The following is a 25248-nucleotide window of genomic DNA, read 5'->3' on the forward strand; positions in this document are numbered from 1 at the left end:
GTGAAGGTAATCTATTATATTTATTTATCTCTCCACCCATTGGGGGTGCATAGTAACAAAATAAAAAATCATTATTTATTTATATCATATATTTTTACTATTTGATCTGGATTTTCTCCCATCCCCATATTATCTTTGCTTGCTTCTCTAAATATCCATCCACTTCCCTCAAGCTTATTAATATCTAATCCTGCTTTTATAAGTGGTTCAGCTTTAAGAACAAAAATCATATCAGCATCATTTAATCCTAATTTTTCTGTCCATTGTACTTCATTACCTTCTCCAATAATTAGTCTGTAATGCTTTTGATCTTCATGGTATTTCACAATATTAGTATCTGATTTTAATAATCTTCTCATAGAGTCTTCTGATCCATTAGAGGTTTCTTTTTTATCACTTACATTGTATGGTTTAATTAATCTATTAGGTAAACTTTCTCCCATATCATCTTTACCAGCTGGCTCGTATAACCACTCACTCTTGTCAAGTTTGTTAACATCTAATCCTGCTTTTATCAGAGGATCTGCTAACATTACCATAGCAAAATCTGCTTTATTTGCTGACATATCTTTAGTCCATTCAAATTTCTCTCCTGTTGGAAGTTTAAACCCCCAATGCTGTAATTCACTATGGAAACCTTTGTTGTCTGGGTAAGTTTTTACAATCTCATTAAAGGCTTTAAGCGCATTATCTGATTCTTTGTTTCCCGTTATAGTTCTGCTGCATCCTGCAAAGGATATAGTTAAAACTGAGGAAGCAAGCACAGCTATTATTTTTTTTGTTTTTTTCATATATTTACAACTCCTTATGTGTTTTCTTATCTTTAGCTATATATTACTCAAATCCTATGAAGACCATATGAAGATTTTTAATAACAGCTTAAAATTTATACTATAATTATTTTTTATTATCTCAAACACTTTTTCTTTTCTTCATCTCGTCTACATAATTCGATAATATAATATAAATATAATCTATTAATCAACAACCATCCTTGTTGATTAATAGATTTTATATTAGTAAATTCCCCAAATAATTTACTGTTAATACTTATTACAAAATAGAAGTCTGTTTCCCCAAACAGACTTCTATTTTTGCTTTAGCTGTTATTATAAAATTTAAAATTAAAAAACTTTGATAAGTTTAATTACCAAAGTTTTTTAATTACTTATATAATCATTATTTAAAATTTATTAAATGTAACCTTGAAATTAGTTCCTTTTTCTTCTTCACTCTCGACGTCTATGCTTGCTGAATGAAGCTGTATTATATTCTTAACAATAGTTAATCCTATCCCACTTCCTTCTATTTCATTTCTGCTCTTGTCTCCCCTATAAAGCCTTTCAAAGATAAATGGTAAATCTTCTTTCTTAATTCCTATGCCACTATCCCTGACTTCTACTACAATATTTTTATTATTTGAATATAGATTAATCCATATATCTCCATGTTCTTCAGTAAATTTGAGAGCATTAGATATTAAATTTATAAACACTTGTTTTAATTTATCTTTATCTCCAGTTATATCATAATTTTTATTAGATTCTATATGATAATGCAGCCTAATGCACTTACTTTCGCCTGCCATATAAAAATCTTCACATATGTCACTTATCAATTGATCTAAATATACCCTTTGAAAATTAAGCTTTATACTTTCAGTTTCAAATTCTTTTAACGTATTTAAATTGTTTAATAAACTTCCAAATCTTATGACTTCTTCATTAAGATAATTTAATCTTTCTTCTGTGACTGGAAAGACACCATCTATCATAGCTTCTAGATTATTTTGTAGTACATTCAAAGGTGTTCTTATTTCATGGGATATGTCAGATACTAATCTCTTTCTAAGCATGTCCTGATATCTTAATTTTTCAGCTAATATATTAACACTTCTTCTTAGGTTTTCTAATTCCTCAATGTTACTTTGAGTATTAGAAATTGCATTAAAATTACCCTCTGATAATTTTACAGACATATTGGCAACTTCTTTAATTGGATTAGAGAATTGCTTTGAAAAATAAAGACTTAATATAATTATAATAGATAGAGTTACAAGTCCGCTGATAATAATACTTTTATTTATAGAAGTTTTAAAGTTTATATCTTCTTCAGATAATAATACAGATGAATATTGACCAATATCCACATAGCCAACTAATTTATCATTAACTATAATCTCAAATCTTTTGGAATTGTACACTCCATTGCCTTTTACTATCATAGTATTTAAGTGAGAGGTGTTCTTAATTAAATCTGGCTCCATACCCCATATAGATTTTTTATTACTATCTAAAAGGGTTAAACAATAGTTGCTCATATAAGCTTCATGAATTAGCTCAGAACCAGAATTATTTGACCATTTTCCATCCCTTTTGTATATTTCCTGAAAATAAGCTACAATTCTCTCATCCCTTTTATTTTGTATATCTAACATGTATTGATCGAACTTATCGTTTATCGTTGCATTTACAAATACAGTAATTAAAAGTATTGCTCCAATGGAACATGTAAAAAACAATATACTTAATCTTTTTCTAATGGTTTGCAATTAGTTTTCACCACCAAACTTATATCCTACTTTCATAACCGTTATAATATACTTAGGATTTTTAGTATCCTCTTCTATCTTTTTTCTTATATTTTTTATATGAACATCAATGGTTCTATCGTATCCATCAAAATCTACTCCAAATACTTTATCTATAATTTGTTCTCTTGATAATACCCTCCCCTTATTTACTATGAGAGTATACAGTATATCGAATTCATTTGGAGTAAATGCAACTTCTTCTCCATTAATTCTTACAACTCTTTTATCATAATCAACTATTAATCTTCCATCATTAAAAGTAAATTTTGATACTTCACTTTCTGTATTTAACCTTCTAAAAAGTGCATTGACTCTTGCTGTTAATTCTCTAGGGCTAAATGGCTTAACTAGATACTCATCCGCACCAATATTTAATCCTTCAATTTTATTATCTAAACTTCCTTTTGCAGTAAGCATAAAAATATGCACATCGGATTTCTCCCTTATTATTTTACATATTTCTTCCCCACTAATGTCTGGAAGCATTAGGTCCAGTATAACTAGTTTAAAATCCATAGAACTAAATAGTTCTATACCCCTTAATCCTTTTGTAGTGCTTTGAACATTATATCCGTCCTTTTCCAAATAAGCCTTCAATATTTCTGATACACTTTCTTCATCTTCAATTATTAGAATGTTATTCATATTATTTCACCTCTTATTTTATTTAGTTTGTATATTGCTATATAAATTAATCTTGAACAATTATGTTTACTATTATAAAACTTTATCAATTTCTTTTAAAGATATTATGAAGACTTTAAAAATTATTTTCACTTTCTTTTTTAAATATTAAATTTGATTTAAAACTATATAATAAAATCATAAATGCATGCAGTTTTATTTCTGCATGCATTTATGATTTTATTATTTTCTATCTTTCAATTATAACAGCAGTACCTTGACCTCCACCTATACAAAGTGTTGCAAGACCTGTTTTTGCGTCTCTTTTCATCATCTCATAGATTAAAGTAACAAGTATTCTTGCTCCTGATGCTCCTACAGGGTGTCCTAAAGCTATAGCACCCCCATTAACATTAACTTTTTCCGGATTAAATCCTAAATCTTTAACTACAGATAGTGATTGTGCTGCAAAAGCTTCATTTGCTTCAACTAAATCTATATCATCTACAGCTAATCCTGCTCTTTCAAGTGCCTTTCTAGTTGCTGGTACAGGTCCATATCCCATTATCCTTGGATCTAGTGCCGCTGAGGCATAGGATTTAATAGTTGCAAGTGGTTTTATTCCTAACTCCTCTGCCTTTTCTTTTGCCATAAGTACCAGCATTGCAGCTCCATCATTTATGCCTGAAGCATTACCAGCTGTTACTGTTCCATCTTGTTTAAATGCAGGTTTAAGCCTTCCAAGTTTTTCTATAGTCGTATCAGCCTTTGGATATTCATCCGTATCAACTATAATAGGATCTCCCTTTTTCTGAAAAATTTCAACAGGCACTATTTCATCTTTAAATCTTCCTTCACTTATAGCCTTTGTAGCTTTAACTTGGCTTTCATGAGAAAATTTATCTTGCTCTTCTCTTGAAAGTTTCCATTGCTCTGCTATATTTTCAGCTGTAATTCCCATATGTATATTATGAAATGCATCAGATAATGCATCAGTAATTAAGCTGTCAACAACTTTAGCATCTCCCATTTTATACCCCCATCTTGCTCTAGTAAGAAGATATGGAGCATTACTCATACTTTCAGTACCCCCTGCTAGTATCACATCTGCATCTCCAAGCTTAATAAATTGGGTAGCCATACTAACAGTTCTGAGTCCTGAACCACATAATTTATTTATTGTCATAGCTGGAGTTGTATCTGGTATGCCTGCATGAATAGCAACTTGTCTTGCTGGATTTTGCCCTAATCCTGCTGATAAAATATTTCCAATAAGTACTTCATCAACCATATCTGGTTTAATTCCTGCTCTCTTCATTGCTTCTTTTGCAGCAATAACTCCTATATCAACTGCTGATAGTTTAGATAAACTTCCTCCAAAACTTCCTATAGGTGTTCTAGCCGCGCCTACAATAACTACTTCTCTCATGTAAACTATCCTCCTTTATTTTTATTAATCTCTAATTAGTATTCTTTACACTTATATACTATAAACAATGTAATAAAAAATTATACAAAATAAAAACTAGTGATTTTAAACCACTAGTTTTTATAGCATATATTTATTATTGGCAGACCTTACCTGGATTTAATATATTTTTAGGATCAAAGGCGGATTTAATTCCCCTCATTATTGACATATAATGTTCTCCATATTGGTGGAACATATATTCTCTCTTTGCATATCCAATTCCATGCTCTCCAGATACAAGTCCCCTTAATTCTTCTGATTTTTTATACATTAAGTCAAATACCTTATTTAATTTGAATTCCCATTCTTCTTCATTTAAATCATCCTTACAAATATAAACATGTAAGTTTCCATCTCCTGCATGACCAAAGCTTGGTATTCTAATGTTATATTCCTCTTCTAATTCATGAGTATATTTAATAAAGCTTGCAACTTGATTTCTTGGTACAACAACATCACATTCATCCATTTCTGTAGTGGATGCTTTAATTGCTTCAAGGAATGCTCCTCTAGCTGACCATACAGAATCTTTTCTTTCATCTGTATCAACTATAAATACATCTAATGCTCCTTCTTTTAAGCAAAGATTTGCAACTATTTCATAGTCACCTTCAACTTGTCCTAAACTATTTCCATCAAAAGTTAGCAAAAGATATGCATCTGATGAATTATCAGGAAATTTTTTACCTAAAAATTCTTCTGCTGAGACTATAACTTCTCGTTGCATAAATTCTATTGCAGTTGGCACTGCTTTTGATTTTATAATTTTAGGAACCATTTCAATTGCTGTATCTATATCTTTAAAAGGTATAAGTAAACTTACTGATTTTTTTGGTAGCGGAAGTAATCTTAAAATTGCCTTTGTAACTATTCCAAGTGTTCCTTCTGATCCAACTATTAAGTCTTTTAAGCTATATCCTGAACTATTTTTAACAACTTTTCCACCAAGCTCTACTACTTCTCCATTTGGAAGAACTACTTCAAGTCCACGAACATAATCTCTTGTAACCCCATATTTAACAGCTCTCATTCCACCAGCGTTGGTACTTATATTTCCACCAATTGTAGCACTTTTTTCACCTGGATCTGGTGGATAAAAAAGTTCATGTTCTTCAACGTACTTTCCTATCTCCATCAAAAGAACCCCTGGTTCTAAGGTTAATGTTAAGTTTTCTTCATCAAGCTCTAATATATTATTCATTTCTGTCGTCTCCATCATAATTCCACCGTGTAATGGTACTGAAGCTCCTACAAGCCCTGTTCCTGATCCCCTAGCAACAACTGGAATTGTATTTTCATAGGCATACTTCATTATTCTTGAAATCTCTTCAGTATTATGAACTTTTACTAGCACATCTGGATAATTACTCACTCCACCTAACTCATCATGACTATAATCTTCGTTTATATCGCTTCCATATAAAACCTTGTCCTCTCCAACTACATTTTTTAAAAATTCGATATCCTTATTATCTATCTTTTTATATTGATTCATATTTATCCCCTCCGATATATTAGCTAATCTTGTAATTTGAAAGTTATTATTTATTTAATGAAACGGCTACTTCTTCAAGTCCTTTACCGCACTTAATTCTTTCAATAAGCTGAGGAATTATTTCATAGATATCTCCAACGATTCCGTAATGAGCGGTATTAAATATTGAAGCATTAGGATCATTGTTTATAGCAATTATTGTTTCTGAATTATTCATACCTGCTACAAATTGTACTGAGCCTTGAATTCCAGCAGTTATTATTAATTTAGGTTTAACAGTTCTTCCACTAAGTCCAATTTGCCTCTTTGCATCTATCCATCCAGCTTCTACAAGAGGCCTAGTTCCTGCTATTTGTGCATCTAGTACATCTGCCAATTCTCTTATTAGATTCATATCTTTTTCTGATTTAACTCCTCTACCTGCTGCTACAATTACTTCAGCATCTGATATGCTAATTTCCTTTGCCTTTTTAGTAATTTTTAGAACTTTTATATTTGAATCAAACTTTTCCCTTGGCATTTTGCATAATATAATTTTGCCTTTAGTTTCTTCAGTTACCTCTGGAGCTGAGAAAATTTTATACCTAACAGTTGCAAATTGTGGTCTATTATTGCTTGTAATAATTTGAGCCATTATATTTCCACCAAATGCTGGTCTTATTTGAACTAAATCTGTGTTCTCCTTCATATCAAGTATTGTACAATCTGCAGTAAGCCCTGTTTTAAACCTTGCTGCAATCCTTGGCGCTAAAGACCTTCCTACAGTTGTAGCTCCAACAAGCACTGAAGATGGCTTAACTTTATTTATGAAGTCTTCAAAAGCAGCTGTATAGGGTTCTATTCTAAAGTCTTTTAACTCTTCATAATCATATACAAACACTTCATCAACACCATAGTGCAATAATTTTTCAGCTTTATTCTTTATATTGTGACCAATAAATAGTGCATAAACTGGATGATTGATTTTTAAAGCAAGCTCTCTACCTTTTCCTATTAGCTCATAAGTAACAGGATGAATATTTCCTTCTATATGATCAACATATACTGCTATTCCCTTCCATAAATCCTTGTCTACTTTTGCTACTTCCTCTTCTACAAATTCTATTACTCCTGCTGGTCCCTTTTTCACGCATAACTTACACATTTTACATGCAGCTGAAATTTCCACTTTACCATTTATTTCTGATATAGCATTGAAAGGACAAACTTCTATTAATTCATTTATATTTTCTTTATTTAACTTACTTTCATTAATAATTAATTTAGACATTAATATTCCTCCCTTTTTAATAAAATTTATACAAATTTAAGTTCTCTTAACTTATCAAACAATTTGTGTGTAAGTTCTTCTCCATTTCCCTGCCACATTTCTTTATCAGTATTAACCGCAGGTGGGAAAATTCTTTCAACCTGAGTTGCTGATCCATTTAACCCATAATTTTTTTCATTTTTATCATCAAAATCTTTTAAACTAAAAACTTTAGCTTTTTTATTTTTAGTTTCTAGTTTTCTTTTATAAGATGGCAATCTTGGTGTATATATATCCTTTTCAACAGTTATAAGGCATGGGAATTTAATTTCCTGAATTTCAACTGTTTCTGCCATATCCATTTCCACAGTTATAGTTCTATCATTTATTTCAACAATTTTTCTTACATTAGAGACATGAGGAATTCCTAGATATTCAGCCATTTCTGCTCCTACCTGTGCTGTATCTCCATCAGTTGTTTGTTTACCGCAAACTATAAGGTCAGGATTTCCTGTCATTTTTACTCCTTGAGATAGCGTATATGAAGTAGCAAGTACATCCGCTCCTGCAAATTTTCTATCTGATAGTAATGTTCCTTCATCTGCCCCCATCATAAATGCTTCTTTTATAATTTCCTCTGATTGAGGTGGTCCCATAGTTATTACGTTTACTTCTCCACCCATATCTCCTCTTATTCTAAGGGCAGATTCTAATGCATATAAATCATATGGATTCATCTTTGATTCTACACCGTCTCTTTTTAGCACTCCTGTAACTGGATCTACTTCAACTTTATTTGTCCCTGGTACTTGTTTAATACAAACTAAAATTTTCATAATTGTTCCCCCATTTCATATTAAATTAATATATGGTAAGTTGTCTGACCATTATGACAACATATAAACTATTTTTATTTTTTATAATGTAACTATTATCATCGTAATCCAATATGGATTCATATTAAGTAAATTTAATGCTTCTACTTGAAGTCAGCCAAATAAAACGTTTGCATAAGTGCCGCTGCCTATTAGAAAAGTTCCTAGCATACTTAAGATGAATAAAAGTTTAATGTTAATATACTTACATATTCATTTTTTATCCCCCCAAGTTAAAATCGATTTTACTGGTATGACCATCTTTCCTCTGACCTTATATTATCATAATTTTAAAACTATTTCCATAATAGTTATTTTATTAACATGGTTTTTTTTCTTCTAATTTCAGTATATTGCCAAATTTTCTTATTATATGGAATGAAAAAAGTATTTTTTTTTATAATTAATGTAATTTTACTAATAATTGTTATAGTTTTAACAAATTAAAATTATAAATTAAGAACCCAAATAAGATCAAATCCTATTTGGGTTCTTAACTCATATCTATATAATATTATTTATTAAACTTTATTAAATTCTTATTTATAAGATCCATATGCTTTCTCATTGATTCAGAAGCCTTATGAGGATTATGCTCTTTAAGCGCATTTAATACTTCTTCATGTTCATTATCAATACTATCTTTAAGTTGATTATTTATTATATTTTTTCTTGCATCTTTTATAAAAGAATCCATAAGCGATGAAACTGTGTTTAATATACTTAATATCAAAAAATTCCCTGAGGCTTTGGCTATAGTATAATGAAATTTAGCATCATCTTTAACTCTTTCATCCTCATCTTCAGAAGTCTTCATATTATCTACTAGCATTTGTAATTCATTTATTTCTTCAGTAGTTATTTTCTTTGCGGCAAGCGCTGCTGTTTCTATTTCAATAACTTTTCTAAGCTCAAATATTTCCTCTACTTTACAATCATTAAGCATGAACATAATTGATAGTGGCTCAAATAATGTGTTATCAAAGTTTTGCCTTATAAAATTTCCTTCTCCTTGCTTTGATTCAATAAGTCCAATGATTTCAAGAGATCTCAAAGCTTCTCTTATAGAGGCTCTGCTAATACCTAACTGCTCAACTAATTCTCTCTCTGAAGGTAATCTATCGCCTTTTTTTAAAACCCCATTAGATATCATGCCTTCTATTTGTTCAATTACTTGTTCGTAAACCTTTGTATTTTTAATAGGAGTAAACATTGCTCCGTATCCCCTCTCATCTTATGCTCTAAATTAATGTTCCATTTTTTTGTTATTATACTTAATTATAGAGTTTTTAAACCAGCTGGTCAATGTTTGCAAATTTATCCCATTATAAATAGTACCCTTAAATTCCTATAAGGGTACTTACTATAATACTTATTATATAATTTTTAATAATGAACTCGTACAAGCCAAAACTTTATTTTTTTATCACTCCATCCAAGATCCCATGGAACTTTATTCCTATCTGTATTATGACAAGTTACTAAACTATATCCTTTGGAATCTGCTCCTGTAACTACAGAAATATGTGTAATATCTCCTTTTTTTTCATATGCCACAAAATCTCCTGGTAAAAGCTTATATGAAGCTTTATATACTTTATCATAATTTCCATATGCAATTACTGAAGCTCTTCCACTGTTTAGCATATATGCTTTAAATCCATCTGCATTAAGCCAGGCTCTCGTAGCACCACTTCTATCATAATTCCAAGCAGAATTTTTTCTAAATCCTCCGCCCTCAAATAAAATTTGCGATGCAAAATTAGCACAATCTCCCCCTTGCGGATTATAATCTCTATATTTTTTATTGTATTTAAATTCATATTGTTCTTCACTAGCAGCTCCACAATACTGATTTGCATAATGTACTGCCTTTAATCTTCGTTCATTTAAAGTTGAAAAGTCTCTAGAGCTTTGACTTAATATATATTGCTTTATTGAATCACCTTTTAAATTCTCTAGATTAAGGGAATCAGCAAAAGGATCTGTATACCATTCCTTAGTAATTATCCAAATGCCATCTCTATTTGCAATCTTTATATAATGATAGGTTCCAATTCTTGATGTATTTATTATATCTGGCTGATCTTCATATATATATTTATATTCTGTCGAACATAATACATTAATAGAAAAATTAGTTCCATCTCCGTTGATTCTTCTAATCACAACTTTAGGATTTATATCCGTAAATTTTACCCCTTGTTTTATACTCCAATTTTCAATATACTTAATTTTCTTTTTTTCATGTTCATATGCCCAAGTACCATACTTAGTATTGATGTCATAAATAGATTCTATGAGTTCAAAGTCTTTACTTATTATAGCCTTATTTCTATCTTCAAAAATTTGCTCTATAACTTTTTTTACCTCTTCGTTTGAATAGGTATGGATATTAGAAGCATTAACTTTATTAAATTTACATAAATATATCAATAATAATAAAGATATTAACCAAAATAACTTTATAATAATATTTTTATTTGTATTACATCGAGAAAAATTCATAATGTATTCTCCTTTTCGCTTGTAATCTCACTATATAGTATTTCACATAAGCTTTTATTTTAAAGTAGAAATATAAACCATAATTATATAATTTATCAATTAAAAAATTATAAATTCAAGTAAAAAATCCATGCTAATTAAAATTTTTAATTAGCATGGATTTTTTACTTAAATAAATAAATAAATAAATATATATATATATTAAGTTGTTATATCTATATGAGTTTTTGTGCTAAGACTCCACTTAGACTTAGTTTTTCTATCCTCTTTTTTATTTCCTCATTATCTATGCTGTAAAGTCCTATTTCCTGCATTCTTTTGAAGTATTCTGCTCCAGCTAATGTATATCTATTTCTTCTTCCCTCCTTAGTAAATAGTTTACAATTTGCATAAGATATAATATCTCCTATAGCTGTAGACTTAGGAAGTATCAAAAGAGGCATTCCTAAAAGATATCTAACTGCGTTGTGACCTGCGAGGCTTCCTGTACACATAGCTTCAGTATGACCTACAAATAGTCCACTCTTTTCACCTGCACAAAATAGATTATCTATACCCTTAACTTTCATATCGTCGGTTCTTGGAGCTACAGAAAGGTATCTTATAGAGTTTCCTTTTCCACCTGCATAAGGATCCATAAATCTTGCATATTCTAACCCTTTTATTTTTCTAAGCTTTTCTAGTGGATAAAAAGGAGTCATAAGTTTAATATGACCTGTATCTAAAAGTATTATATTTTCTGCAAATTCCTTTAAAGCATATTGTTGACAAACCTTTAACTTTAATTTATCCATATTTATATCTTCTGGTGGTACCTGAAGAACTACTGCACCTTTTTCTTCTATTTCTTTTAAAAGTTCAGGTGATATACTTTCTTTACAAAGTTTACAAGAACCACTAAATGCTCCGTATACATCTTCTTCTCTTTCTCCTTGCAAATCTTCAACTCCTGCTCTAGAGCTTAAACTTACTCTAGGTCCAAAGGCAGGACATCTTAATATACACATAGAACATCCATTACCATATCTTAAGCAATTTCCCATAGGTCCTGTAGAACCTGTAGTTTCTATAAATACATCACCCTTTACATAACTTCCATCTGCAAGATATATTCCTAATATTTTATTCTTTTCCTTTTCTACATCTACTACTCTAGAGATTAAATGAATTTTTACTCCTATGCTTTTTAAAAATGCTCTAACTTCAGGCTCGATTTTATTTACATCATAAAGCCATGCATGACCATGACCTGGGAATGTTATATTTCTATGTGTTGCATTTCTATCTGTTATGTTTATTAGGTCTCCTGCTCCTAGATTTATCAACTCTTCAGCTGCTGTATATCTTCCATTATTCCTCATTATGCCACCAACATTACCAAGGCCTACAAGCATATCTGTCTTTTCATATAACTCTACTTCTGCTCCTGCTTTTCTAGCAGTAATAGCAGCTGCACATCCTGACCAACCACCGCCAATTATTATAACCTTCATAATAATTTTCTACCCTCCAAAATATTTCTAGGATCTATTTGAAGTTTACATGACCTTTCAATATTAAAATACTTATTCTTAGTACTGCAACTTCCACATACTCCTTCTCCGCAACACATCTTTGCATTATTACAGCAAGAAAAATCTATTGATTCTCCAATCAAATTTACTACATTATAATTTACAATATCCGCTGCTGATGAATGAATAAGTCCTACATTTTCATTTTTTATAATATCTAAAATTATATTTTTAAACTCCGATGTTAGTTGACCATTTTCATTTATAACATTGCACTGTATAAGCTTAGCATTGTAGAAATTTAAGTACTCTTCAATAAATACACCTTCATAAGGCTTGCTATCTAATATAACATATACCTTATTTGCTGAAGTATAAAGTTTTTTGAGAATTGGTATAATTGGAGCCTGCCCTATTCCCCTTGCTATTATTATCGCAGTTCCGTCTTTTAATTTGGATAAATTTTTAAGCCCTAATACACCATTAAAAAATGGGCCCTTTAAAAGTAACTTTTCCCCCTCCTTGGTGTCATTTAAAGCCTTACTTTTTACTCCCTTTACCTCTACCACAACTTTTATCTTATTTTCTTCAGTGTTGGATTCCATAATAGATATAGGTGTTGAAAAGAAATGCTCATTTTGAGGATTTCGTAGCATTATAAAAGTTCCTGGAGCACTTAAATCTTTAGCCATTTTATGACTTACATCTAAAGTAAACTCAACTAAATCCTTATATATCACTCTTTTATTTAATAATGTACATTCTATCTCTTTTCTTCCTTCCTTAGCTTTATTACCATTCCATGCAAATTCTTGATATATGCATACACCCTTCCAGTTAATGCAGTCACAAAATGTCTTACCTCTTAATTGAGAACATAATATACATTCTCCACTTTCTGCCAAATGACAAGGACAATATTCTGTACCTGCATCTATACAGTCTCTTACTTCATAGTTCACCCACATACCCTCCTAAAATTAATAGGCCTCACTATTAATCTATCTATTTTATAAGTTTTTGTTACTAAAATTTATAAAATAAAAGAAGGGATTTTTCCCTTCTTTTCTAAGACTTAAATTTGTCGAATATGATCCTTGTAATTATTAAGTATATTATAAGATTTCCAGGAGTGTTTAATAGTCCAAAAACTCCCCAAAGCCAATAATATTTTTCCCCTCTTTTTTTAGCATCCTTAAACATCCAAAATCCTTGAATAATAAGTATAGGTATTACTATAATTAGCGCTATTAAATGTGCTTTGTTATATATCATAGGTTGTTCCTCCTTGCTCTAGTTAAAGCTATAGGAATTATAATAAACGGCGGTATGAGAATCATAAACATTTGCAAGTATATTATGAAATTAATGTTCACATTCATTGTAATTATAGCTAATATAGTCATTATTACAGTAGATAAAATTAAGAAATATATACTTTCCTCCTTAGTTATTTTACCTTCTTTTTTTTCTATGGCTTGATTAATTATGGACTCTAAAGAAAAATTCAAATGATTTATATCCTCTATACTATCCATGTATTTCTTCATACTTTCTAAACTATTAATATATACATCATCTTTCTGAAATTCAACATAAGAGCTAGCTTCTTCATTATAAAAATCATCTATATTTTGATTAAAATCTTTATTCATTTATAATCCCACTTTCCTTCATCTTTACTATTATAGAATTAACTGCAGAGTGAAGTCTAGATCGTACAGTTCCTACAGGGCATTTCACTATTTGAGCTATTTCGTCATATTTATAATTATAATAATGCTTAAGTATAAACACAGTTCTTTTTTCATAAGAAAGTTCATTTAAAATTTTAAATACTTCTTTCATCTGTACACTATCTATAACTTTCATATCTACACTTTTCCCTTCAAACATTAATTCCTCATTTAACGGCAGCATTTCTTTATTTTTTCTTAAATAATCCTTATATAAATTAGTAGCTATAGTTATAAGCCATGTTGAAAACTTTGCTTGAGGTTTAAATTTTTCTAAGTTTATAATAGCTTTGAGCAAAGTTTCTTGCACAATATCCCTTGCAAGCTCCTCATTACCTATAAGCTTTATTACATATCCTGTAAGTATTTGATAGTTATCATTAATCAAAATAGTTAAAGCATTTTTATCTCCCTCTTTTGCATCCTTTAATAAGTCCTTTTCTTCCATGGTGTTTTCACCTACTCAATTTATATTAATAATTAAATTAGATTTTCTGGTATAAATCTTTTTGACATTATTTTAATCAAAAAATAATCTATAATTAATATTACAGTTGCTATAATTATAAGAAGAGTATTAGTAAGTAAAAATATTCCTGTTGTTTGTCCTACTACTAATAATATTATTGGAATAACTATTAATCCGCTTTGCTGCTGTGCTTCCTGAAAGGTTTTAGATTTTGCAGAAACTAACACTGTAAAACTTAGCCCTAGTATTGTTAAGGCTGGTACAACATATAAAATCAAAATCAACCATTTTGAATTGGGAAATATAATCTCATTCAAATAAACCATTCCACCTATATTTATTACAACTCCAAATAAAATAAAAGATATCAATGTAATTACATATGATAAAATAAAAACTCCCATAACCTTTGAAATAAATATGCTTTCTATAGAAATAGGAGTATATAGCAAGGTTTCCATAGTCCTATGTTCTCTTTCACCTACAAAACTACTTGTTCCAATTATATTTGACGCCATAATTGGTATCATTAAGAATAAACTTGGGAAAAAGTAATTTATGCTTATCTTTAACACTAATTGAGGTACAGATAAATTACTATATTCAATGGGTAGTTTTCTCATTATATTATCCAATCCATTTATTGGAATTGAGCCATTTGATGAAAAACGGATAGCTATAAGCATTATAATTGGTATTATTATAACAAATACTAAAGGTACTATCAGCATAGGAATATATATTTGTTTAGAACTAGTTACTTCACTTAAATCCTTTTTAATAATACTTTTATAGATATTATTCATGTTTTTCACTCCTAACATAATTAAAGTACAACTTTTCTAAGCTCATTTTTTCTCTATATACTTCATATATCTTTCCACCCTTATTCAAAATTTCATGAATAACTTTTGATATTTCCTCATCATTACTTACTCCTTTTTTATAAATTCCTCTTTTCATTTCAACTAATCCTGATTCATCATAAATATCTTCTCCTTTTATTATGATATTATCTTTGTAATTTAACCTTTTAGTTAACTCTTCAAATGTACCGTACCCTAGCATATTTCCTTTATTTATAAACCCATAAGAGCTGCATATTTCTTCAGCATATTTTAATTGATGAGTACATAATAATACTGTTACTTTATCTTCTTTTGATAATTCCTTAATAAGTTTCGTTACATTTGAAGCACTTTCCGGATCCAGCCCCGAAGTAGGTTCGTCTAAAAATAATATTCTAGGATCGTGTATAAGCGCTATTGCAAGTGAAACTCTTTTTTTCATTCCTGTGCTGTATTCCTTGATTTTTTTATCTCTATGGTCATAAAGTTCTAATCGTTTTAAAAGATTTATACTTCTTTCTTTTACTATGATTTCTCTTATTCCATGTACGCTGCCAAAAAACATTAAGTTTTCCAAAGCAGTTAAGTTTTCATAACAAGCAGCACTCTCAGTCATAACTCCAGATATTTTATGTATTTCTGGAGCTTCTTTAACTATATCTCGTCCAAGTATTTGTCCATTTCCCGAAGTTGGCTTAAGTATTCCATTTAGAATTCTTACTGTTGTTGTTTTTCCTGAGCCGTTGGGTCCTAAAAAACCCATTATCCCACCCTCAGGCAATTGAAAACTTATATTATTTAAAGCATTATATATTCCATCATAGGTTTTAGTTAGATTTTCAACATATATTCCTTTCATTTTATCACTCCTTCATTACTTAAACGCAGATGCCCGCAAAAAGTTCATTTTAAAATAATAACTCAGGGAAACTTTTATAAAATTTCCCTGAGTTATTTTAATTTTTTTAAAAAATTGCTATATGAAGTTTATTTATGGTATTAATAATTTCATCATTACTCAGCTTGTTTTCGGTATAATCTGTATAAATACTTCTTCCAGTTTTAAGATGTTCTAGCCAGGCCTCGAGTAAACTCACATATATTTGATCAATATAATAGATATTACTAGAAGATCCAACATCTCCTTTACCTGCATTAAAGGTTTCGTATCTTACTGCATAATTTTGAGTTAATCTTATATCATCGCTATTAATGCACTTAATTAATCTAGGATAGCCATTAAAATCGATAATTAAAGAATTATTAAACCTATCATCTCCATGTAATATCATGTTTATTAATTCTGGTTTTGTTAATTGGTGCTCAGGTTTTGTTAATCTATGAGTCATTACTTCACAAATATACACTTCTTTAGCATCAATAGAATTAGATAGAGTCGCATCTATATTGGTTTTATTGATAATCATTTCATGTTCTTTTATCCAGCTTCTTGCTTCTTCATGCTTTTCAAATATCATATCTAGTTCAGTATTACATTTACCAAAACACTTTTGCGGATACCAATTACCGTCCTTATTTAGCCTGTATCCCATACATTCTTGAGTTAAGTCTTTATAGGCTTCTATAGTAAAGAACATGTATATCCCCCCAAGCCTTTTATTATACTTTATATGATTAACATACTATATTTTGTGCTTATTTAATTTTATTATACTAAAAAAGTTAAAATTACAATATTGTACAATATTTTTAAACTTTAATGCATTATTGGTTGAATTTGTTATAAATAAAATCCTAAGCTCATAATAATAATTAAGCTTAGGATTTTAACTATTTTGCTTCTACGCTTCTTATTCTATTAAAGTTTTTGCCATAAATACCAGCTGCATAAGATATCTCTTCCTGTTCTTCTATTACATCTAAGACCTTTATACCTTTTTTCATGTATATATACCCTGTGATTGCTGAAATCATATCGGATATAGGATAGGAAACCCATACTCCAAGTACTCCAAACATTCTTACACATACTAAAACCACAGGTATAAATATTAAAAGTTGTCTAAAAATAGATAATACTAGAGAAATTTTTGACTCTTCAATAGCTTGATAATAATAAATTGCAGTAAAATAAACTCCTACAATTGGAAATATAGATATCATTATTCTAAATGCTCCTACAGCATTCCTTAAAATATCCTGTTCCTTTACAAAGCCACTTATTATTTCACTTGCAAATATCATCATAATTGCCCACATTGCTAAAGTTGTTATATGTGCTATTTTAGATGCCCTTTTTACTACTTCTTTTACTCTTTCATAATTTTTTGCACCATAGTTAAATGCTACTATAGGTTGCATTGCAGATGTTATCCCAAGCATAGTTATATACATAAACATAGACACCTTTGAAATAACTCCTGTGACAATTATAGCTGTATCACCATAATCTGAAAGTGTATTATTTAAAATTACTGAAACTACTGCATCAGATATTTCTATTATAAATGTTGAAAATCCTACTGCAACTATTGTTATTATAATATCTTTATTTAAATTGAAATTCATAGAAATATTATATTCTTGTTTAATCTTTGAGAAATTATAATATGCATAAATTGCTGATATTACTTGGGAGATGACTGTTGCTATAGCTGCTCCCTTCATTCCTAGAGGAAATACCATAACTAGCATAATATCTAATATAACATTGCATGAAGCTCCTATTGATGTGGCTATAAGATTTGCTCTTGCGTTTCCTAGCGATGTAAGCATATACCCTATAATAACTGTGAAACATTGAAATATTCCACCAAAAATTACTATACTTATATAATCCTTAGCATAAGGAAAAATATTATTCGTAGTACCAAGTTTAATTAGTATAGAATCCATAAATAAATATATAAAGATTGTAAGAAATGTAATAATGATCAACATTAATGTTAATGCATTGCCTAATATATATTTCAATTTATCCTTATTACCTTCTCCTAAACTTCTTGCCACTGCAGTAGATGCTCCTACCGCAATTAGAAGTCCTAGTGAAATCATAAAACGCTGTACTGGGAACGCTATACTTAAAGCTCCTATAGCTTCAGCTCCTATAGCTCTACCCACAAATAGAGTATCCACCATATTGTAAAGCTCTGCAACGAATAAGGATATTATGGCTGGTATGGCAAACTTTATAAGAACTTTATTTACATTTTCTAATGCAAAAGCATTGGTTTCTTTTGAAATAGCTTTTGTATTAATTGCCATAATTTCCACCTTCTTTTCCTTTTCGTTTATAAATTATTATTTAATTGTCTTTAAGATTTTAATAAATTCCCACGACCCTTCGTTATTGTTAATACAATGTAAAATTTCTATAAAAATAATTCCGTTTCTTATTGAAATGCATATTTTTATATTGTATAATCTTTTTGTAATTTAATTTAACACGCTTATTTTTATATTTTTTATTTAAGTACTTTTAAGTACTTTTTTCTTTTTTATTTATTGTAATCACGCTTATATATATATTATATTGTAATTTTTGTTTATTTACATTCACTTAAATGCTTAATACTAAGTACTATTTTGCTTACTTAGGCTTTTCTCGTTTTGTCTAAATAAACACAAAAAGCATCTTATTAAAGATGCTTTTGTACTTTTTTGAGCATTATGAGTATAGCTCCATATCCTTGTACCTTTGGTACTATATTATATATTGCACTTTTTTTCGCAAATCTTAAAGATATTTTAGGGAAAGATGCATTATCCATTACATCTCTTTCATCGTCATTTATACGACTAGGTTTACCTAATCTAACCCAATAGTCATATGCAGATCCTACTTTTTCATTTATTTCGTATTCAGTTAAAGTATAATCATGATAAAGGTTTATTATATTTAGCGAAAATTTTCTTTCTGCTGTCCTCTTAATTCCTCTTCTTTTTAATATACTTTCAACTCCTATAAGCTTATCAATATCTTCTCCATAACTATGAAGAAGAATTTGAATATCTTCTCCCTTTTTAGTTACTATACATCCTTCACCATTATGTATTATATAATCCCCCATACGTGAAAGAAAATAATAAGCATAATAGGAAGGTTTTTTTATTCCATCTTGAGTTATAAGGCCATTATCTCCAAAGAAAAGTTCATTGGAAATTTCCTCTGTAGGACTTATGCTATCAAAAGCCTTAAAATATACATTATTTCCTGTTATAGAATTATGTATTATATAAGGTATCATATAGCACGTATCATAAGTCATATTATTTATAGGTTCTTTTATGTCATAATCAACTAGTTCAAAATAGTTTTCTATAAGTTCTCTAATTTTGACTTCATATTCTTCATTTAGATTTCTTTTTATAAATACCTTCCATTTAGAAAGTTCATAATCTCCCAGTTCATCTCTAAAGTAAGATATAAAGCTATCTAAAAGACTTATCAGAAAATCCTCTTTTAAATTTCCATCTATTATAATGAAAGGTCTTAAACTAATGGATAGTAGAAATTCTATAATTTTTTTTACTTGATACCAATTAAAAAAGTTCTTATTATTTAAAAGTACTCCCGCCTCCTCGGTAAAAAGCTCAAATATCATTGCATATTTAAATTGTATATCCTTTTGTATATTTATTAAAAATTGTCGTTGTCTTTCTTTAAAAAGCTCCTTTGCCTTTCCAACACTTATTATTTCTCTAAAGGTATGATTAAATTCCTCACCATCTATGGATGCATCTATATTCAACTTTATTATTTTATTTTCATAGTTAAACCTATCATAGTCTTCAAGATAAGTGCTAAGATATTCTAATGCATTTTTTACATCTAAAACTTCATATTTCTTCATAGAATCTAAAACATCATCGTTTACTTTATGCTTTTTTCTGTACTGCATAGGTGTGCATTTATAATGTCTTTTGAAATGTTTATTAAAGTATCTTATATGAGAAAATCCTAGTTCCTCAGATATTTCAGAAATACTCTTGTCTGTGTCTAAAAGCAGTTTTACAGATTCCTCTACTCTTGTTAAATTTAAAAAGTCTTTAAAACCATATCCTACCGTATTCTTTATTTCATGTGATAAGTAATAGGAACTTAAGAACTCTTTTTTTGCTATATCTTGAAGACTTATCTTATTTTTATAGTTATTATATATATACCTTACTATTCTATCATACCTTTCAAATTGCTCTTCATTTTCTTTTAAGTCTTCCTTTTCATAAATCAACTGATGAAAATTATTAATAAGATGATATAGCAACTCAACTAGTGTATCTTCAATAAAGTCCTCATATTTATCCTGTTTTTGTATAACTTCACAAATAATTATAGATAAGTACTTTCTTAATTCATGATACTTTTCTTCTTCTTGCGCTCCTTCGTCTGAAGAATTTGTATAAAATGCAATATTTCTTATATCATTAATATACTTTTCAAAAAAATTAGGATCTATTTTAAACATTAAAACTTCATTATATGCTTCACTCTTTATACTATGAGATTCATCGCAATTTATAATCTCAATTTCTCCTTCTTCTACTTCATAGGTACCAGATTCTATAGAAACCTTTATCTTACCCTTAAGTACAAACAATATCTCTATAGAGTCATGCCAATGTATAGGGTATTCTTCAATATTTACTTTAGATACCTTTAATGGTAGTTCAGGTAAATATTCAATATATTCTCTTCTCATTAATATGTTTCTCTCCTTATTTTTCACTTTAATTTAATATGTATTAGGATTCATATTTATATTATATATTATATCTTATTTTTGCTTATATTTTCTTTTTGTTCTTAGTTATATTTTAAAATATTTAGTTTACAGTTTTTTATTTACATATTTTATATTATGTATACTACATTTTAAGAAAAGATACCATAACTATACAACACCACTTTCATTATATTTGTATAACCTTTTATGCTATTGCTAATAATAGACTTGAAAATATATTATATTGAATAGGAGTGATATTATGAACAAAACAGATAGTATAAAAGTTAATGCTAATTCTAAGAAAACACCTATTGAACAGCACGATACTGCTGCTTGGGCTAATATAGAATATCTTAAACCTGTATCCCAAGTATCAGTTCCAAGTGATACTGAAGTATTTAATGCTAAGGAATGGGTAGATTCAAATCAAAAATAAAATATCTTCTAAAAAAGGATGCCTTATTTTATTAAGGCATCCTCTTCTATTTAATTTAAAGTATTTCTGATAATTTTTTATATAATTTATATTTTTCTTTTGCTTGTTTTTCAGAGTCTGCAAAAAGTTTTTCTGCTTTATCTGGGAATATATTCATGAGTGATGTATATCTAATTTCTCCTCTTATAAATTCTTGATAGGATTCTTCTGGCTCTTTAGATTCTAACATAAATGGATTTTTGCCTTCTTCTTTAAGCATTGGGTTGTATCTATATAAGTGCCAATAGCCTGATGTAACTGCCTTCTTTTCTTCTGCTATACTACTTCCCATACCAGCCTTTATTCCATGGTTTATACATGGAGCATAGGCTATAATTAAGGATGGTCCATCATATTCCTCTGCCTCTTTTATTACTTTTAATGTTTGATTCATGTTAGCACCCATAGATATTTGAGCTACATATACATTTCCATAGGTCATTGCCATTAATCCTAAGTCTTTCTTTCTTGTTTCTTTACCTGCAGCTGCAAGCTTTGCTACAGCACCAGGGCGTGATGCTTTTGACATTTGTCCTCCAGTATTTGAATAAACTTCTGTATCTAAAACTAATATATTTACATCTTCTCCAGTAGATAATACATGGTCAACTCCATTGTACCCTATGTCATAAGCCCAGCCATCTCCTCCTATTATCCATTGAGACTTTTTAATCAAGTAATCTTGTTTTTCAGAGATTTCCTTTAAAATTTTATTTTCAGCTAAATTGCAAATCTTAAGTTCTTTTATTATGCTTTCAGAAATTTCTTTTGATTTTTCACCATTATTCATATATTGAAGCCATTCTTCAAAATATTTTTTTAGATTTCCACCGATATCTTGTGTTACGGCTTCCTTCATAAGCTCAGCTATTCTTTCTCTTATATGCTTAATTCCTAAATACATTCCAAATCCATATTCAGCATTATCTTCAAATAATGAATTTCCCCAAGCTGGTCCATAACCCTTATGATTGGTTGTGTATGGTACTGAAGGTGCACTTCCACCCCAAATTGATGAGCATCCTGTAGCATTGGCAATCATCATTCTATCACCATATAACTGGGTTATAAGTCTAACATAAGGTGTTTCTCCGCATCCTGGGCATGCTCCGTTAAATTCCAGTAAAGGCTTTTTAAACTGACTGCCTTTTACTGTATAAGCATCCATTACATCTTCTTTTTCTTGTATATTTGACTTTTCATATAATGAAGCAGCAAATTCCCAATTAGTTTCTTCCATTTCAATTTCCTGTTCCGCTGGTTTCATTATTAATGCTTTACCTGGTGCTGGACATATATCTGCACAGTTTCCACATCCAGTACAATCTAGTGGCGCAACTTGAATTCTATATTGATAATTTTCTAATCCTTTTCCTATTGCTTTTTTTGCCTTAAAGGTATCTGGTGCTTCCTTTAAATCATCCTCTGTAAGTAGGAATGGTCTTACTGTAGCATGAGGACATATATATGAGCATTGGTTACATTGTATACATTTGTCAATTTGCCATTCTGGAACCATTACTGCTATTCCTCTCTTTTCATAAGCAGTAGTTCCAAGTGGGAATGAACCATCCTCCATCCCAACAAAAGCACTTACTGGCAGCTCATCACCCTCTTGTCTCGCCATAGGAATTTGAATATTTTTTACAAATTCAGGTACATCCTTTTCATTTGCTGTTTGTTGTTTTATTTCTATATTTTTCCATGAATCTGGTACAGTTACTTTTGTAAGTCCTCTAATCCCTTCATCTACTGCTGCCTGATTCATTGTAACAATCTTTTCACCTTTTTTACCATATAGTTTTTGTATAGACTCTTTAAGATATTTTACAGCATCTTCTACTGGTATTACATTTGCTAGCTTAAAGAATGCCGCTTGCATTATCATATTAATTCTTCCGCCAAGTCCTATACTTCTAGCAATACCTATTGCATCAATTGTATAAAAATCGATATTATTTTCAGCCACATATCTCTTCAAGTAACTTGGTAGCTTTTCATCTAATTCTTCTGCCTTCCATGCGCAATTTAGTACAAAAACTCCACCCTTTTTTAAGCCCTTTAACAAATCATAATTGTATATAAATGACTTATTATGACACGCAATATAATCAGAATTATATACCAAGTATGGAGATTTAATAGGTTTCTTCCCAAATCTCAAGTGAGATACAGTAGTTCCTCCTGATTTTTTACTATCATATGAAAAATATGCTTGAGCATATAAATTAGTCTTATCTCCTATAATCTTAACTGCACTCTTGTTTGCTCCAACAGTTCCATCAGAACCAAGTCCCCAGAACTTACAGCTTATAGTTCCTTCTGGAGTAGTATCTATTGCACTTACTTCTGGAAGGGATGTGTTTGTTATATCATCATTTATTCCAATAGTAAAATGATCTTTAGGATTGTTTTCTTTTAAGTTATTAAATACTGTAATTATTTGTGATGGTCTAGTATCCTTTGATCCTAATCCATATCTTCCTCCAACCACTACAGGTTTTTTATCTTTTGAATAAAATACATTTGAAACATCTAAGTATAATGGTTCAGCTGTAGCTCCTGGCTCTTTTGTTCTATCTAGAACAGCTATTTTTTCTACTGTTTGTGGTAGAACTTTTAGGAAATAATTTTCACAAAATGGTCTATATAGGTGTACTTTTATTGCACCTACTTTTTCTCCCTTATCTATTAAATAATCTACAGTTTCTTCTATAGTGTCACATACTGATCCCATTGCCACTATAACATATTTTGCATCCTTTGCTCCATAATAATCAAATGGATGATATTCTCTGCCAGTTATCTTTTTTATTTCCTGCATATAGTTCTCTACTATATCTGGTACTGCTTGATAAAATTTATTTGAAACTTCTCTACCTTGGAAATATATATCAGGATTTTCAGCCGTTCCTCTTAAACTAGGTCGTTGAGGATTTAATGATCTATTTCTAAACTCGTTAATTGCATTGTAATCTACAATTTTAGCTATATCTTCATAATCTATCACTTCAATTTTTTGATATTCATGAGATGTTCTAAATCCATCAAAAAAGTGCATGAAAGGTAAGCTTGATTTTATGGCTGCTAAGTGAGAAACAAATCCTAAATCCATTGATTCTTGAACATTTGAAGACGCCAGCATTACAACTCCTGTTTGCCTACAAGCCATTACGTCTTGATGATCTCCAAATATAGATAGTGCATGAGTTGCTATAGCTCTTGCACTTACATGAAATACTCCAGGCAACAACTCTCCTGCTATTTTATAAAGATTAGGTATCATAAGTAAAAGCCCTTGGGATGCTGTATATGTAGTAGTTAAAGCTCCTGCTGCAAGTGACCCATGAACTGAACCTGATGCACCTGCCTCAGATTCCATTTCAACAACCCTAACTTGTTGGCCAAATATATTTTTTTTGCCTTCTGCAGACCATTCATCTACACCTTCTGCCATAGGAGTTGATGGAGTAATCGGATATACTGCAGCAACTTCTGTAAACGCATAGGATGCATAAGCCGCTGCTTGGTTTCCATCCATTGTTTTAGTCTTTGCCATTTCTTTTTCCTCCTTAATCGTAAATATAAGTTTTACATAAGTATTATTAGACTAATAATTGTATTTTATGTATTATAAAAAAAAGTGCCACCCACATGACAAGTGGCAAGTTTATTAAACTTATCACTTGTCATGTGGGTGG

At 29.8% G+C, this 25248-nt stretch carries 21 protein-coding genes; 1 reads left to right on the top strand and 20 read right to left on the bottom strand.

Annotation, left to right across the window (positions count from 1 at the left end; all coding sequences use genetic code 11):
- Positions 1-71: 71 nt before the first annotated feature.
- The 19 genes from JOC70_RS03055 to JOC70_RS03145 all read right to left on the bottom strand — a co-directional run bounded on the left by JOC70_RS03055 (position 72) and on the right by JOC70_RS03145 (position 21045).
- Positions 72-791 carry a hypothetical protein gene (locus JOC70_RS03055; protein ID WP_204597415.1) on the bottom strand — a complete coding sequence of 240 codons (720 nt, stop codon included), beginning with the start codon at positions 789-791 and terminating at the stop codon, positions 72-74.
- A 392-nt stretch (positions 792-1183) separates the two neighbouring features.
- On the bottom strand, positions 1184-2551 hold the full coding sequence (locus JOC70_RS03060) for a sensor histidine kinase (RefSeq protein WP_204597416.1): 1368 nt from the start codon (positions 2549-2551) through the stop codon (positions 1184-1186).
- Positions 2552-3238 carry a response regulator transcription factor gene (locus JOC70_RS03065; protein WP_204597417.1) on the bottom strand — a complete coding sequence of 229 codons (687 nt, stop codon included), beginning with the start codon at positions 3236-3238 and terminating at the stop codon, positions 2552-2554.
- A gap of 229 nt (positions 3239-3467) precedes the next feature.
- Complete coding sequence (locus JOC70_RS03070) at positions 3468-4646, bottom strand: acetyl-CoA C-acetyltransferase (RefSeq protein ID WP_204597418.1); 1179 nt, start codon at positions 4644-4646, stop codon at positions 3468-3470.
- Between the two features lie 136 nt (positions 4647-4782).
- The gene (locus tag JOC70_RS03075) at positions 4783-6183 is read right to left on the bottom strand and encodes an FAD-binding oxidoreductase (protein WP_204597419.1); all 1401 of its coding nucleotides are present in this window, start codon (positions 6181-6183) and stop codon (positions 4783-4785) included.
- A gap of 46 nt (positions 6184-6229) precedes the next feature.
- A complete protein-coding gene (locus tag JOC70_RS03080) occupies positions 6230-7453 on the bottom strand; it encodes an electron transfer flavoprotein subunit alpha (protein WP_204597420.1) in 1224 nt (407 codons plus the stop codon).
- A 26-nt stretch (positions 7454-7479) separates the two neighbouring features.
- Positions 7480-8268: an electron transfer flavoprotein subunit beta/FixA family protein gene (locus JOC70_RS03085; RefSeq protein ID WP_204597421.1), complete on the bottom strand. Its 789-nt coding sequence runs from the start codon at positions 8266-8268 to the stop codon at positions 7480-7482.
- A 553-nt stretch (positions 8269-8821) separates the two neighbouring features.
- On the bottom strand, positions 8822-9520 hold the full coding sequence (locus JOC70_RS03090) for a FadR/GntR family transcriptional regulator (protein WP_204597422.1): 699 nt from the start codon (positions 9518-9520) through the stop codon (positions 8822-8824).
- A gap of 173 nt (positions 9521-9693) precedes the next feature.
- Positions 9694-10815 carry an amidase domain-containing protein gene (locus JOC70_RS03095; protein WP_204597423.1) on the bottom strand — a complete coding sequence of 374 codons (1122 nt, stop codon included), beginning with the start codon at positions 10813-10815 and terminating at the stop codon, positions 9694-9696.
- Positions 10816-11030: 215 nt separating this feature from the next.
- Complete coding sequence (locus JOC70_RS03100) at positions 11031-12308, bottom strand: FAD-dependent oxidoreductase (protein ID WP_204597424.1); 1278 nt, start codon at positions 12306-12308, stop codon at positions 11031-11033.
- The gene (locus JOC70_RS03105) at positions 12305-13291 is read right to left on the bottom strand and encodes a sulfide/dihydroorotate dehydrogenase-like FAD/NAD-binding protein (protein WP_204597425.1); all 987 of its coding nucleotides are present in this window, start codon (positions 13289-13291) and stop codon (positions 12305-12307) included. The genes JOC70_RS03100 and JOC70_RS03105 overlap by 4 nt, the downstream gene beginning before the upstream one ends.
- Positions 13292-13397: 106 nt before the next feature.
- Positions 13398-13604 carry a sigmaY antisigma factor component gene (locus tag JOC70_RS03110; RefSeq protein ID WP_204597426.1) on the bottom strand — a complete coding sequence of 69 codons (207 nt, stop codon included), beginning with the start codon at positions 13602-13604 and terminating at the stop codon, positions 13398-13400.
- Positions 13601-13984, bottom strand: coding sequence for a hypothetical protein (locus JOC70_RS03115; RefSeq protein ID WP_204597427.1), 384 nt, complete (start codon positions 13982-13984; stop codon positions 13601-13603). The genes JOC70_RS03110 and JOC70_RS03115 overlap by 4 nt, the downstream gene beginning before the upstream one ends.
- Entirely contained in the window at positions 13977-14513 is a 537-nt protein-coding gene (sigY, locus tag JOC70_RS03120) for an RNA polymerase sigma factor SigY (protein ID WP_204597428.1), read from the bottom strand. Before sigY ends, JOC70_RS03115 begins: the two co-directional genes overlap by 8 nt.
- Positions 14514-14545: 32 nt before the next feature.
- A complete protein-coding gene (locus JOC70_RS03125) occupies positions 14546-15340 on the bottom strand; it encodes an ABC transporter permease subunit (RefSeq protein ID WP_204597429.1) in 795 nt (264 codons plus the stop codon).
- Positions 15333-16241, bottom strand: a complete 909-nt coding sequence (locus JOC70_RS03130) for an ABC transporter ATP-binding protein (RefSeq protein WP_204597430.1) — start codon at positions 16239-16241, stop codon at positions 15333-15335. The genes JOC70_RS03125 and JOC70_RS03130 overlap by 8 nt, the downstream gene beginning before the upstream one ends.
- Positions 16242-16347: 106 nt before the next feature.
- Positions 16348-16980, bottom strand: a complete 633-nt coding sequence (locus JOC70_RS03135; RefSeq protein WP_204597431.1) for a hypothetical protein — start codon at positions 16978-16980, stop codon at positions 16348-16350.
- Positions 16981-17173: 193 nt separating this feature from the next.
- Positions 17174-18607 (bottom strand): MATE family efflux transporter, encoded by a 1434-nt coding sequence (locus JOC70_RS03140; RefSeq protein ID WP_204597432.1) that lies wholly within the window; start codon positions 18605-18607, stop codon positions 17174-17176.
- 374 nt (positions 18608-18981) lie between these two features.
- The gene (locus tag JOC70_RS03145) at positions 18982-21045 is read right to left on the bottom strand and encodes a helix-turn-helix domain-containing protein (RefSeq protein ID WP_204597433.1); all 2064 of its coding nucleotides are present in this window, start codon (positions 21043-21045) and stop codon (positions 18982-18984) included.
- A 286-nt stretch (positions 21046-21331) separates the two neighbouring features.
- On the opposite strand from JOC70_RS03145, the gene JOC70_RS03150 reads away from it, so the two are divergent.
- Positions 21332-21508: a CDIF630_02480 family spore surface protein gene (locus JOC70_RS03150; protein ID WP_081957330.1), complete on the top strand. Its 177-nt coding sequence runs from the start codon at positions 21332-21334 to the stop codon at positions 21506-21508.
- 55 nt (positions 21509-21563) lie between these two features.
- Here the strand turns inward: JOC70_RS03150 and nifJ are convergent, their stop codons facing one another.
- Positions 21564-25106, bottom strand: coding sequence for a pyruvate:ferredoxin (flavodoxin) oxidoreductase (gene nifJ, locus JOC70_RS03155; protein ID WP_204597434.1), 3543 nt, complete (start codon positions 25104-25106; stop codon positions 21564-21566).
- Between the last annotated feature and the right edge of the window lie 142 nt (positions 25107-25248).

It is taken from the genome of Clostridium pascui (assembly GCF_016908015.1).
GTDB classification, from domain to species: Bacteria; Bacillota; Clostridia; order Clostridiales; family Clostridiaceae; genus Clostridium_AK; species Clostridium_AK pascui.